This window comes from Streptomyces sp. NA04227 (assembly GCF_013364195.1).
In the GTDB taxonomy this organism is placed as follows: Bacteria; Actinomycetota; Actinomycetes; order Streptomycetales; family Streptomycetaceae; genus Streptomyces.
In genome coordinates this window covers 3,246,901-3,259,122 of the sequence record NZ_CP054918.1, presented here as the reverse complement: position 1 = coordinate 3,259,122, position 12,222 = coordinate 3,246,901, and the positions used below count along the sequence as shown (strand labels likewise).

At 72.2% G+C, this 12,222-nt stretch carries 11 protein-coding genes; 4 read left to right on the top strand and 7 right to left on the bottom strand.

Features of this window, described 5'->3' with window-relative positions; translation table 11 throughout:
• From HUT18_RS13905 to HUT18_RS13895, 3 genes are all read left to right on the top strand, one after another.
• The gene (locus HUT18_RS13905) at positions 1–1,182 is read left to right on the top strand and encodes an acyl-CoA dehydrogenase family protein (RefSeq protein ID WP_254879006.1); all 1,182 of its coding nucleotides are present in this window, start codon (positions 1–3) and stop codon (positions 1,180–1,182) included.
• Positions 1,183–1,212: 30 nt separating this feature from the next.
• Positions 1,213–1,671, top strand: coding sequence for an Rrf2 family transcriptional regulator (locus HUT18_RS13900; protein ID WP_176100928.1), 459 nt, complete (start codon positions 1,213–1,215; stop codon positions 1,669–1,671).
• A gap of 275 nt (positions 1,672–1,946) precedes the next feature.
• On the top strand, positions 1,947–2,540 hold the full coding sequence (locus HUT18_RS13895) for a superoxide dismutase family protein (protein WP_176100926.1): 594 nt from the start codon (positions 1,947–1,949) through the stop codon (positions 2,538–2,540).
• Between the two features lie 112 nt (positions 2,541–2,652).
• On the opposite strand, the gene HUT18_RS13890 is transcribed toward HUT18_RS13895, so the two are convergent.
• The 3 genes from HUT18_RS13890 to HUT18_RS13880 form a co-directional block, all read right to left on the bottom strand.
• Positions 2,653–4,350 (bottom strand): FAD-dependent oxidoreductase, encoded by a 1,698-nt coding sequence (locus tag HUT18_RS13890; protein ID WP_176100925.1) that lies wholly within the window; start codon positions 4,348–4,350, stop codon positions 2,653–2,655.
• 694 nt (positions 4,351–5,044) lie between these two features.
• Positions 5,045–5,797: a D-Ala-D-Ala carboxypeptidase family metallohydrolase gene (locus HUT18_RS13885; protein WP_254878588.1), complete on the bottom strand. Its 753-nt coding sequence runs from the start codon at positions 5,795–5,797 to the stop codon at positions 5,045–5,047.
• Positions 5,798–6,029: 232 nt separating this feature from the next.
• Positions 6,030–7,880: a bifunctional 3'-5' exonuclease/DNA polymerase gene (locus HUT18_RS13880; RefSeq protein ID WP_254878587.1), complete on the bottom strand. Its 1,851-nt coding sequence runs from the start codon at positions 7,878–7,880 to the stop codon at positions 6,030–6,032.
• 230 nt (positions 7,881–8,110) lie between these two features.
• Between HUT18_RS13880 and HUT18_RS13875 the strand changes: the two genes are divergently transcribed.
• Positions 8,111–9,046, top strand: coding sequence for an aminoglycoside phosphotransferase family protein (locus HUT18_RS13875; RefSeq protein ID WP_176100921.1), 936 nt, complete (start codon positions 8,111–8,113; stop codon positions 9,044–9,046).
• 18 nt (positions 9,047–9,064) lie between these two features.
• Here the strand turns inward: HUT18_RS13875 and HUT18_RS13870 are convergent, their stop codons facing one another.
• The 4 genes from HUT18_RS13870 to HUT18_RS13855 form a co-directional block, all read right to left on the bottom strand.
• Complete coding sequence (locus HUT18_RS13870) at positions 9,065–9,535, bottom strand: cupin domain-containing protein (RefSeq protein WP_176100920.1); 471 nt, start codon at positions 9,533–9,535, stop codon at positions 9,065–9,067.
• 176 nt (positions 9,536–9,711) lie between these two features.
• Positions 9,712–10,656, bottom strand: coding sequence for an alpha/beta fold hydrolase (locus tag HUT18_RS13865; RefSeq protein ID WP_176100918.1), 945 nt, complete (start codon positions 10,654–10,656; stop codon positions 9,712–9,714).
• Positions 10,657–10,778: 122 nt separating this feature from the next.
• The gene (locus HUT18_RS13860) at positions 10,779–11,441 is read right to left on the bottom strand and encodes a maleylpyruvate isomerase N-terminal domain-containing protein (protein WP_176100916.1); all 663 of its coding nucleotides are present in this window, start codon (positions 11,439–11,441) and stop codon (positions 10,779–10,781) included.
• 44 nt (positions 11,442–11,485) lie between these two features.
• Positions 11,486–12,124: a hypothetical protein gene (locus tag HUT18_RS13855; protein WP_176100915.1), complete on the bottom strand. Its 639-nt coding sequence runs from the start codon at positions 12,122–12,124 to the stop codon at positions 11,486–11,488.
• Positions 12,125–12,222: the final 98 nt, after the last annotated feature.

The following is a 12,222-nucleotide window of genomic DNA, read 5'->3' as shown; positions in this document are numbered from 1 at the left end:
CTGCACATCGCCCGTGAGGTGGCGGACGACCTGGCCATCGACGCGGTCGACCGCGAGCAGGCCGGAAGGCCGCCGCTCGACGAGGTCGCCAGGCTCCGCGAGTCCGGTCTGCTCACGCTCCTGGCCAAGACCGAACACGGCGGCCGGGGCGCGGGCTGGCGCACCGCCTACGCCGTGGTGCGCACGATCGCCGCGGCCGACGCCGCCATCGGCCAACTCCTCGGCTGTCACTACTTCCTGTCCTTCACCGCCCGCTTCTTCGCCACGCCCGCACTCGCCGCCCGCGTCGAGCGTGAGGCGGTCGCCGGGCGCTGGTTCTTCGGCGGCGGCATCGCCTCCGACGACACCCCGCCGACCCTCACCACCGGCGGCGCGTCGTCCGCGGGCCATCTGCTCACCGGCCGCCAGTCCTCGGTGACCGGCGCGTTCGTCGCGGACCGGCTGGTCGTACGGGCCGCACGCTCCGGCGGCGGCGAGCCACTGGCCGTCCTCGTCGACCCGGCGCAGGCCGGGGTCGTCTACGGCGACGGCGAGGGCGGCGGTTTCGGCCAGCGGCTGGCGGGCGGCGGCAGCGCGGAGTTCGACGCCGTACCGGTCGCCGCCGACGCCGTCTTCGGCTCGCTCTCCGCGGACGAGGGGGTCCTGTCCCCGTTCGCCGGGCTCGCCGCACCGGCCGCCCGGCTGGTCTCCGTCCAGCTCTGCCTCGGCCTCGCCGAAGGTCTGCTCGCCGAGGTCCGCGAGTTCAGCAGGGCGGCGGGCTCCGCCTGGCCGCCGCCCGCCGCACAGCCCTGGCCGGGCGGGCGCGCGCAGGACCCGTACGTGGTGAGCGCGTACGGCGAGCTCACCGTCACCGCCCGCTCCGCCTCCGCGCTGGCCGACCAGGCGGTGCGGGCGCTCACCCGGGGCCTGGCCCGCGGCGAGGACCTCGACGACGACGAGTGCGCCGAGATCGCCGTGCTCGCCAGCGTCGCCGAGGCCGCCGCCGCCCGGGCCGCGGAGGAGATCACCAGCCGCGCCCTGGAGGTCGTCGGCCCGCGCGCGGCGCCGCTGCGGCACGGCTTCGACCGCTTCTGGCGCAACGCCCGTGCGCACACCCTGCGCGAACCGGTCGCCCACCGGCTGCGGGAGGTCGGGGACTACTTCCTCAACGGGGCGCACCCCGCTTTCGCCCTGCCCGCCTGACGCGGCGCGAGGGTGGCGGATAATCGCGGTATGCGGATCTCGGCGAAGGCGGACTATGCGGTGCGGGCCGCCCTGGAGCTGGCCGCGGCGGGCGAGGACGTCTCGCTGAAGGCGGAAGCGATCGCGGCCGCGCAGGGCATTCCGCACAAGTTTCTCGAAGGCATCCTCGGCGATCTTCGGCGCGGTGGGCTCGTGGTCAGCCAGCGCGGCGGCAAGGGCGGCTACCGGCTCGCCCGCCCTGCGGACTCGATCGCCATCGCCGACGTCATCCGGATCGCGGACGGCCCGCTGGTGTCGGTACGCGGCGTACGTCCGCCCGAGCTCTCCTACAGCGGACCGGCCGAGTCGCTGCTGCCGCTGTGGATCGCGGTACGCGCCAATGTCCGCAAGATCCTCGGCGAGGTGACGCTCGCCGATGTGGCCGCGGCCGAACTGCCCGCCGAGGTCCTCGGCCTGACCACCGACCCCGAGGCGTGGACGAATCCCTAGCGGACCCGGACACAATGGCCTCGCCGTTGCCTTCCGATCCGCAACTCCGCTCAACTCCCCGCTTTTATTGGGTAGTTGGCGACCCTCAACTCTCCCCAAGATCCGTCGGCGCATTTCGTCCGGTGGTCACGTGCGCCTCGGTAGGGTCGGCTCGGCGGGGACGTGCCGAGTCGGGAGCACCGGGGGGACCGGGCCGGAGCGGACTGCGGTCCTCGCTGCCACCGCCCTGTGACCCGCGGGCGCCGCGCGCCCGCGTTTTCGAACTGGAGAGCTCCATGCGTCGAGTTCCGCGCACAGCCCTGTTCGCCGCCGCTGCCACCGCACTCGCCACCGTGCTCGGCGCGGCCACCGCCGCCGGTGCCACCGAGCCGGAGCTGCCCCGACTCGCCCTGGCCCACGGGAAGTTCGCGCCCGCGAGCGAGGCGGGCAAGGCCGCCGCGGTCACCTACGACACCAAGCTGGCGCCCGAGGGCGCCCAGGCCGGGGTCGTGGAGTGGGCCGGTGCGGACGGTGCCACCCGGATCCACCTGTTCGTGAAGGGGCTGGTGGCGAACCGTACGTACGGCGCCCATGCGCACACCAAGCCCTGCGGCAAGCTCCCCGCCGACGCGGGCCCGCACTACCAGGACAAGGTCGACCCGGTCACGCCCTCGGTCGACTCGCGCTACGCCAACCCGCACAACGAGGTGTGGCTCGACCTGAAGACCGACCGCCGCGGCGCCGCGTACACCATGGCCAAGAACAACTGGCACTTCCGCGACGGCGGCGCCCGCGCGGTGGTGATCCACGAGATGGCGACCGCCACCCACGACGGTCACGCCGGTACCGCGGGCGCCCGACTGGCCTGCCTGAACGTGCCCTTCGCGTAGAGCTTCCCGAACACCCCCTGTGCGTAAGGGAGTTCCTGACGTACGAGAGTTCGTAGGCAAGTGCCGTCCCCCGGTCCCGTCCGCCGCACCGGACGGGACCGGGGGACGGGGCTCAGCGGCCCGGCAGGGCGACCGAGAGCGAGTGGCGGAAGACGTTCTTCGGGTCGTACTTCTTCTTGGCCTGCTGGAGCCTGGCGTAGTTGCCCTTGTAGTAGAGGCTGCTCCAGGCGATGCCCGAGGTGTTGATCGCGGGGTCGGCCATGTCGGAGTCCGCGTAGTTGATGTAACAGCCGTCGCTCGTGCCGTCGAGTCCGGGCACCCCGCCGGTCGCGGCGAAGAACTTGGCGTACATCTCGCGCAGCCAGGCCGTGTGCACGGCGTCGTCGGCGGGGCTGTTCCAGAAGGTCTGGAAGAGCGCCTTCAGTACCGAGCCGCGCTGCGCGACGGCGGTGGCATCCGGGGCGACGGCGTTGACCTTGCCGCCGAAGGAGTTGAGGATCAGCATCGCCCGCGGGTTGCGGTACGTGGCGTCGGTCAACGCCGCGTGCAGGGCCACGAGTTGGTCGTCGCTGAAGTTCCGGCTGAGGTAGGCCGACTTGTGGGCGCCGCGGATGGTCGGGTCGTTGAGGGTGGTGTTGCCGATGCCGAGCAGCCGCACGGCCTGCAGCCAGGGCAGCTCGCGGCCCCCGTTGAGCTGCGGCATCGCGGCGAGTTCACCGGTGGGCTGGGTCAGCGCCTTCAGGGTGGTGCCGACGCCCGCGGTGATGGCGGCGTGGTAGTCGTCCATCAGCTGGCTCGCGCCCGGCACTGCCGAGTCGATCTGCGTGAACAGGCCTATGGCGCCGCCCGCTTGGGCGGACACGTTGATGATGCTGCCCAGTTGGTTGTACTTGGAGTCGGGCGCGCTGTTGGCCTCGTGCCAGGCGCCGATGTTCTTCATCAGCCGTACGAACGAGGCCTGGTCGAGCCCCGACCACGGGATCGCGTTGGCGCTGAGCAGCACCTTCGACGGCGGCTTGATGAGCTGGCCGCCCGGCTCGGTGCCGCTGGCCCCCGGTGAACGGAACCAATACCGCGTCACCAGCCCGAAGTTGCCGCCACCACCACCGGTGTGCGCCCACCACAGTTCGCGGTTGGGGTCGGACGCCTCACGGGTCGCGCGGACGGTGCGTACCGTGCCGCCCGCGTCCACATGGACGACCTCGACGGCGTACAGATGGTCGACGATCAGGCCGTGCGGTCGGGACATGACCCCGAATCCGCCGCCCGCCACATGCCCGCCGATACCCACCGAGTAGCAGATGCCGCCCGGAACGGTCACGCCCCAGCCCTTGTACAGCGCCTCGTAGACGTTCAGCAGCCGGGCCCCGGGCTCCACGTAGAAGGCCCGCATCGCGGAGTCGTAGCCGATGCCGGTCATCTCGGAGAAGTCGAGGATGACCTGGGTGTCCTTGTGGCAGACGAAGTCGGCGAAACAGTGCCCGCCGCTGCGCACCGACACCCGCTTGCCCGCCTTCACGGCCGCGTCCAGCGCGCTCACCGCGTCGCCCGTCGACTTGATCATCTTCACGTACTCGGGCGCGGCGACGTAGCGCTGGTTGTTGCCGGTGGTCAGTGCCGGGTAACGCGGGTCGGCGGGCAGCACCTTGGCGCCCTCGGCCCCGGCGGCCACCCCGGCCGCCTCCGGCGTCGTCCCGGCCGAGGCCTCGTCCAGGCCGAGGCCCGCGGCTGTGGCGCCGCCCCCGACGACAGCCCCGCCCGCTACCAGGGCGCCGCGCTTGAGCAAGGACCTGCGGTGTATGTGCGACATTGCGTGGCACGCCTCATTCCATGCAGAAGTCGACGCGCCCCGCGGACCCGCCGAAAGAGGTAACACGCATTCCTTTCGCGGAATGCGCGGCATTACTTCTGGGGGAGTGGGGGCCTGGATTGTCGGCACGGCGACTGCGGAAGGACAACCGTCCGGTTTCCGCGGTTGGACGGTGTGGTGGGCGGCGGGTATGTGCCTCGCTACGTGCGGTTGTACGAGGTGGGAGCGGGGTTCCGGCTGTCATCCGGCACGCCGCTGATGGGCCTTCCGGGGCCGTGCGGAAAGTGGAAGCGGAATGTGGCGGCCCGTAGGTCGCTTACCCGTGGGGTGGACGGGAAGCGGAATGCCGGGTGGTGAACGCGGGTACGTGGAGGGGGAGTTCCGTTGCTTCCGGGAACCGTTCCGCATTCTTGGTGCCGTCTTGGTCTCGCCTTGGTTGGCCGGGTGGAAATCGCCGTCGAATGTCAGAGCAGAGACAAATTCCGCTGAGGATCGTCAATTCTTTGTGCGCCCGCGCGGGTTCGTACGCGGGTCCGTGGGTGTGCGGGTGAAGCGTGCCTGCGTGTGCGTAGGCGGCGGCTCGGTGTCGAGCCCAAGTCCCTTGTATACGCGGGCAGTTGAACATCCTCGGGTATACGGAAGGCGCGCCGCCCGAAGGGGCGACGCGCCGGTGGTGCGGGTCGGAGGCCTGAACTCAGGAAGAGACCCCGCAGCTGGACGCCGACCAGAAGCGGCCGGAGCGGAAGTCGACGTGGGTGTGGTCGCTGTGGCCCGGGTAGCCGGGGCCGAGGATGCCCGGGAAGCCGTGGTTGCGGGCCTGCTTGGCGAGGGTGCACAGCGAGTGCGGGCCGGAGCCGAGGTCGGCCGCGTCCCCGTACAGATGGCGGCTGTTGGAGGCGCCGCCGACCGCGTTGTTGCAGGCCTGCGAGCGGAAGCCGCTGGTGACGGTGACCGGCTGGTCGCCGAGCGCGTGCCGCAGGGCCTCCAGCTTCCACATGGTGCGCAGGGCGTTGGCCTTGGCGGTGGACGCGCTGACGTTGCCGCCGGACCAGTCGCCGTTGCAGCGGTTCAGCTCGGCGTAGGTGAAGTGCACCGGGGTGCAGTCGGCGTCCTGGAGGGCGTACAGCTTGCTGAAGGTGGCGGGACCGGCGACGCCGTCGGCGGCCAGGCCGTAGGCGGACTGGAAGCGCTTGACGGCGGCGGTGGTGGCCGGGCCGTACTGACCGTCGACCGCGAGGACGCCGCCGTAGCCCGGGTATCCGCCGACGCGGATCTGGAGTTGGGTGACGTCGCCGCCGGAGGCGCCCTGGCTGAGCGTGCGGTTCCAGGTGTAGCACTCGTCGGCGTGCGCGGTGCCTGCCGTGGCGACGGCACCCACCGTCAGACCTGCCGCGAGCATGACAACACTGAGCAGAAGTCTGAGCGGACGGATCATGCGCTGGAGCATCGAACCTCCGGGTGAAGAGAACGGTAGAGAACGGGAGAGAACGGGGCGGTACGGAAGAGAACGACAGGCGAGGGTGGTGCGCGGTGGGCGTTGGGCGGTGGGCGCCCTGGGACGTCTGGACCCCCGCCGGAACGCGCCACCGCTGAGAGTGGCGGGACGGTCGACGCGCGTCAACCCCCTGCTTTCCGCCGCCAGTTGAGCCCTGCCTCGGCCCGGATTCCTCGTTCCAGGGTCACTTGGCGTCCGCGTAGCACTCGACCACCGCGGTGGTGAACGGAAACCGCACAGGGGTCTCGCCGAAGGTGAGTCGAGCGGCGAGGTCGGCCGACTCCGCGATGGCGCGGCACACCGTCTCCGCCTCCTCGGCCGGGCAGTGCACGATCACCTCGTCGTGCTGGAAGAAGACCAGTTCGGCCCGGAGCGGGGCGCAGGCGCGGCGCAGGGCGGCGAGCAGCAGCAGGGCCCATTCGGCGGCGCTGCCCTGGACGACGAAGTTGCGCGCGAAGCGGCCCCGGGCGCGGGAGTCGGTGGAGGCGTATCCGGGCGTGAACGCTTGGGCCTGGCCACTGTCCCCGAACTGCCCGCCGCTGTCCGGGAGTTCGCCGTCGCGGTCCCCGCTCCCGTACCCCGCCCCGCCGGAGGGGTCCGCCTCCGGCTCCTGCGGAATCCCCGCCTCTTCCTGCTCGCCCGCACCGGCGGCGGGCGGGCAGGTGCGGCCCAGCCAGGTGCGCACCAGACGCCCCTCCGCGCCCGCCTTCGCCGCCTCGTCGACATAGGCGACCGCACGCGGGTAACGGCGGCGCAGGGCGGCGAGGTTCTTCAGCCCGTCGCCGGAGGTCTGCCCGTACACGGCGCCGAGGACGGCGAGTTTGGCCTGCTCGCGGTCGCCGGAGAAGGCGCGGTCGGAGACCGACTGGTAGAGGTCCTCCGGCCGCCCGGCGACCTCCATGAGGCCGGGGTCGCGGGAGATCGCGGCGAGTACCCGCGGCTCCATCTGGTCGGCGTCGGCCACCACGAGGCGCCAGCCCGGATCGGCGACCACCGCCCGCCGGATGACCTTGGGGATCTGCAACGCGCCGCCGCCGTTGGTGACCCAGCGCCCGGTGACGGTGCCGCCGGGCACGTACTCCGGCCGGAACCGCCCCTCGCGCACCCAGTCCTGGAGCCAGGACCAGCCGTGCGCGACCCAGATCCGGTACAGCCGCTTGTACTCAAGGAGCGGTGGCACGGCGGGGTGGTCGATGTCCTGGATCTCCCAGCGCCGCGTCGAGGTGACCTTGATCCCGGCCTGCGCGAAGGCCTTCACCACGTCCGCGGGCAGTTCGGGACGCACCCGGCGGCCGAAGGCGGCGGACACCTCCTCGGCGAGTTCGGCGAGCCGCCGCGGCTCCACCGAGGAACCGCCCCGCGCGCCCCAGCCCGCGTACCGCTCGCCGAGCAGTTCGTGCAGCACCGACCGGTGCACCTCGGCGCTCCACGGCAGCCCGGCCCGGTTCATCTCGGCGGCGACCAGCATCCCCGCGGACTCCGCCGCGGTCAGCAGCCGCATCCGCCCGGGATGCTCCGCCCGCTCGTGCCTTCGCTGCTGCTCGGCGTAGACCTCGAGGAGTTCGGCCAGCGGTACGTGCACGGGCCCCGGCTCGAACAGGGCCGACTGCGAACCGGGTTCGGCGGCACGCTGCGGCGGATCGGGCGGTACGGGCAGCCGGTGCAGCCGCGCCCGGGCGGCCGCCGCCGAACGCGGCTCGCCCAACCGCCCCTCGTGCCCGAGCAGCAGCCCCTCCGCGGCCTCGATGTCGTAACACCGCTCGACCCGTACGCCCGCTTCGAGGAGTCGCGGATACACCGCCGCCGTCGACCGCCACACCCACCGCCCGACTTCGGGCCGGGTGCGCACCGCCGCGACCAGGTCCGGCTCGGTCCGCACCGGCCCGGCGGGCAGCCCGTCCCGCCCGAGCGGCGCGAGCTCGACGCCGCCGCCCTCGACGAGGGCGAGGGCCCAGCGGGTGAGGCCGGGCTCGGCGTCGGCGGCAGCGGGCTCACCGGGCTCACCGACGTCGCCGGTCTCGCGGTTTTCGGTCACGAGTTCGATTGTGGCAGAGGGGTCGGACATTTCGGGGGAGCGACGGGAGCTGTTCAGGCATGCATGCCACCAGCTCTCCGTTGACGACCATGACGTCCTCGGGATTGCCCAGTAGCGCACTCAATCGCTCGTACTCGCCCGCACTTGCCCGTACTCGCTCGGAATCGCGTGTAATCGCGCGTAATCCCGGTGGGTGAGGCGGACCTCGCGTGCGACTAGCGTGGCTCCGCATGACGCAGACGCAGACGCAGACGCACAGCGAGACCGAGGTCACCGCGGAGCTGATCCGGGATCTGCTGCGTGACCAGCACCCCGACCTGGCCGAACGTCCGTTGAGCCTGGGCGCGCGCGGGTGGGACAACCAGCTGTGGCGGCTCGGTGACGACCTCGCCGTGCGGCTGCCCTGGGCCACGCAAACCGCCGACGAGTTGCTGCTCAAGGAGCACGCCTGGCTGCCTGGGCTTGCCCCGCGCCTCCCGCTGCCGGTCCCCGTACCGCAGCGCCTCGGCCAGCCCTCCGAACGGTTTCCCCGGCCCTGGATCGTCACCACCTGGGTACCGGGGGAGCCCGCGGACCGTTCTCCCGCCATGCGTGCCGCCGAGTCGGCCGACGCCTTGGCCGCCTTCCTCACCGCACTTCACCAACCCGCCCCCGACGGGGCTCCGTTCGGCCGCGACCGCGGCGGGCCGCCGGCCCGGTACGCCGGGGGGTTCGCCCGGCAACTCGCCGCGGTCACCGCGGCGGGGCTGGTTCCCGACCCGGACGCCGTCCGCGCCGTATGGGAGGACGCCGTCGCGGCGCCCGACTGGTCCGGCCCGCCGCTGTGGCTCCACGCCGACCTGCATCCGGCCAACGTCCTCACCGCCGACGGCACTCTCTGCGGCGTGATCGACTTCGGCGACCTCTGCGCGGGCGATCCGGCCTGGGACCTCGCTGCCGCCTGGCTGCTGCTGCCGGACGGCGCCGTCAACCGCTTCCACGCCGCATACGAGCCGGCCCCGGACGCGGCGACCCTGCGCCGTGCCCGGGGCCTGGCCGTACTGAAAGCCCTCGCCTACCTCCTCATCGGGGACGCCGGGGTCCACGGCCGCCCCGGCGGCAAGCCCACCTGGGGCCCACCCGCCCAGGCCGCACTGCGACGCCTGACCGCGACGGCGCACCGCTGAGCGGGCCCAGCCCTCGGTCTACCCCCGTTGCTCGGGTGCGCGGCTCTCGCTCTTCCCCTCCCCGAGCCGGTACAGCTCGGGCACGGATACCTTGATCGGCTCCTGTGTGGTCCGGGCGATCACCACGACGGCGGGCTCGTGCGGGTCGGGGTTCTCCTCGCGGTGCGGGACGAACGGCGGAACCAGGAAGAAGTCACCTGGCTCGGCGGGGAGTCGGACTTCCTTCGTGCCGTCGTGGTAGACGAACACGGGGTGACCGCTGACCACGTAGATCCCGGCCTCGGAGTCACCGTGGTGGTGGTTGTCCGTCGCGCTCAGCGGTGGGTTCTCCACCATGCCCATCCACAGCTTCTTCGATCCGACCGTGCCGCCGCTGATGGCGGCGAAGCCGTCCAGTTCGTCGGACCGGACATGGTGGACACGGTTGTTCGGCGGCGGCGCGGTCCCGTCGGCCTCGGGCGCGGTCCCGGTGTCGTGGTTGGCAGTCATCGTGCAGAGCCTCCTGAGGGTTCGGCGTTCCCGACACGAACCAGGCTCCGCCGTCGTGGCCGCACCGGCAACTGCTGTTGCCGGTATGGCAAACGGCGTATCCGTCCGTCATGGATCTCCTCAACGGCCCGCTCGTACGGAAGGTGTCGAGGGCGACAACTCCCGCCACCCCTGCGCTAGTTCGTGCTCTCCGCGCGCCCTCGCCCGAGGAACCCGCCCACGACTTCCACGAACCCCTCGGCGTCGTCGAGCCACGGATAGTGCCCTGCCCCAGCCTGTACGACGAACTCAGCCGCCGTCGCCGCGAACAGCCCGGCGAACGCGGCCGTCGACTGCGGCGGACTGTTCAGGTCGAACTCACCGGCGAGCAGCAGGACTTGACCCGTGTGGGCGGCGAGCGCCGCACGCGTGGCCGCCGGGTCGAAGGCGCCCTCCGAGCCGAAGGCGGCGACGGCCTCCTGGTTGCTCGGTGCGCCCAAGGCGTGCAGTTCCTGGGCCGCCGCGTCCCAACGGCCGCAGAAGAAGGGCGCGATGGCCTCCGCCGCCCCCTCCGCGGGCTTGCCGGCGGCGAGCGACTCCAGCGCGGCGAACGCGGCCGGGAACCACGGCTCGTCCTTGCGCAGCAGCGCGGTCTCGCGCCGGGTCTCGGCGCTGATGGGGATGTCGACGGCCCGCGTGCTCGGGGTGATCAGCGCCAACTTGCCGACGTGGTGCGGGTATCGGGCCACGTACTGCGCCACGATGTTCGCCCCCGCACAGTGCGCGAGCAGATCCGCACGCGCGAGCCCGAGATGCGCACGCAGCGCCTCCACGTCGTCGACGAGCCGGTCGCAGCGGTACGAGGACGTGTCCTCGGGCACGGCGGAGCCGCCCGTCCCGCGAAGGTCGAGGAGGACGAGCGGACGGTGCGCGGACAGACCGCCGAGGTCGCCGAGATAGCCGGAGTCGGTGGGGCCGCCGGGGAGGCAGATGACCGGATCCAGGGCAGGGTCGCTGGCCGGATCCAGGGTCGGATCGTGGGCCGGGTCCGTGGCCCGGCCGAGGGCCGGGTCACCGTTGCCGCCCCCGCTGACGACGCGGTAGGCGAGCCGGGTTCCGTCCGGCGCGGAAAAAGTGGGCATGGCCAGGGAGCCTGTCACCCGCCGCCGCACCCGGCAACGACATTAAGCGGGGCGAGCCGAGCGGCGAACAGGCCCCGGCAACGCCCCGGTCGACAAGCGACGAGCGACTGGCGACAGGCGGGTCAGCCGAGGTGGAGCGGCAACTTCCCTGCCAGTGCGCCGAGTTCACCCGCCTCCGCCTCCGTGGCGGCCCGGCGCCCAGTGCCGATCAGCAGCGCGTCCCGGTCGCTGAACGAGGCCGGGAAGGCCGCCCCCGCCACCCGTTCCAGGAGCGCGCGGGCGGCGGCCAGCCCCTCCGCGGGAGGTTCCGTCGTGGCCGTGGCCGGGAGGTGTGCGCCCAGGTCCAGGTGGTGCAGCGTCCACTCCAGTACGTACGCCGTGAGGTAGTCGCCCGCCGTGAGGACCTCGTCCTGCGTGCCCACCCGTACGTCCGGGTCGGCCAGCACAGCCGCACGTCCCGCAGCCGAACCCACGTCGTCGAGGTGGAACTTGAGCAGGTGCGGTTCCTCGTACGCGGCGGCCAGCCGGACGATCAGCGCGTCGAGCGGGTCCTCGCCGGTCGGCGGGACGTCGTTGGTCTTCCAGTACGTCGCCGCGTCCACGGTCGGCTCGCCCTCGGCGGGGGTGACGAGCGTGATCAGTACGTCCTGCGCGTCGATGACCAGGTGGCACACGAGGTCCCGCACCAGCCAGCCCCGGCAGCCGGACGGCTGCGCGAAGTCCTCGTCGTCGAGTGCGGCGACCGCCGCGAGCAATGCCGTCCAGGAGCGTGAGAAGAGATCCACATCGGCACGGTAGTGCGGGGCCGGAGGCCGGACAAACGGATTCCCTACGAAGCGGCCCCGAGCCCTCGGCCCTCGCTGCCCTCCCCGAGCGCCTCCCGGTCCAGGTCGAGCAGGCCGAGCACCTGATCGAGGAGCTCCTCGGAGGCGAACTCCGCTATCCAGCAGGCGAATTGGCGCGTCAGCTCGGCCCGATTCGAGGCTTCGTCGCTGTCGCTGTCGCTGTCGCTGTCGCTGCCGGTGCCGGTGTGGGTGTCGAGGGGCGTGAGTCCGAAGTTCTCGCGCAGCCACGCACGGTACTTCTCGCCTGCGGGGGCGAGGTCCGCACGGTCCTCGGGGTCTTCCGGCTCGGCGGCGAGCAGCCGGAAGAGTTCGCGCAGGCCGTCGGCTTCGAGCGCCAGGTCCCCCTCGTCACCGAAGAAGATCACGGGAAGGGTGGCGAGGTCGGCGCGGTCGTCGCAGCGCCACAGGGCGTAGTACGAGCCGGAGGAAGTGGCGTAGGCGAAGGGGATCAGCCGGTCGAGGGCGGCGTCCGGAAGGTCGCCGCAGAACCAGTCCAGGTCGTCGCCGAACTCGAACAACTCGAAGCCCGGAGCGAAGAATTGGCCCTCCAGACTCGTCTCGAAGTCCCTGAGCAGATTCAGCTCGGAGACGGGGGAGTAGGGGCGGGCGTCGTCGTCACTCATCGGGTTCCTCTGGAGGGGCACGGCGATGCGCCGGGTCGGCAGGGTGAGCCGGGCCGCGCCAGGCGACCGGATACCGCGGACGGTAGTTGCCCGGTCTG

Bases quoted from the DNA above. Each gene is read 5' to 3' on its own strand.
- HUT18_RS13865 (WP_176100918.1), bottom strand. From the start codon at position 10,656: ATGCCCACTTTTTCCGCGCCGGACGGAACCCGGCTCGCCTACCGCGTC.
- HUT18_RS13900 (WP_176100928.1), top strand. From the start codon at position 1,213: ATGCGGATCTCGGCGAAGGCGGACTATGCGGTGCGGGCCGCCCTGGAG.
- HUT18_RS13890 (WP_176100925.1), bottom strand. From the start codon at position 4,350: ATGTCGCACATACACCGCAGGTCCTTGCTCAAGCGCGGCGCCCTGGTA.
- HUT18_RS13870 (WP_176100920.1), bottom strand. From the start codon at position 9,535: ATGACTGCCAACCACGACACCGGGACCGCGCCCGAGGCCGACGGGACC.
- HUT18_RS13875 (WP_176100921.1), top strand. From the start codon at position 8,111: ATGACGCAGACGCAGACGCAGACGCACAGCGAGACCGAGGTCACCGCG.
- HUT18_RS13855 (WP_176100915.1), bottom strand. From the start codon at position 12,124: ATGAGTGACGACGACGCCCGCCCCTACTCCCCCGTCTCCGAGCTGAAT.
- HUT18_RS13885 (WP_254878588.1), bottom strand. From the start codon at position 5,797: ATGCTCCAGCGCATGATCCGTCCGCTCAGACTTCTGCTCAGTGTTGTC.
- HUT18_RS13895 (WP_176100926.1), top strand. From the start codon at position 1,947: ATGCGTCGAGTTCCGCGCACAGCCCTGTTCGCCGCCGCTGCCACCGCA.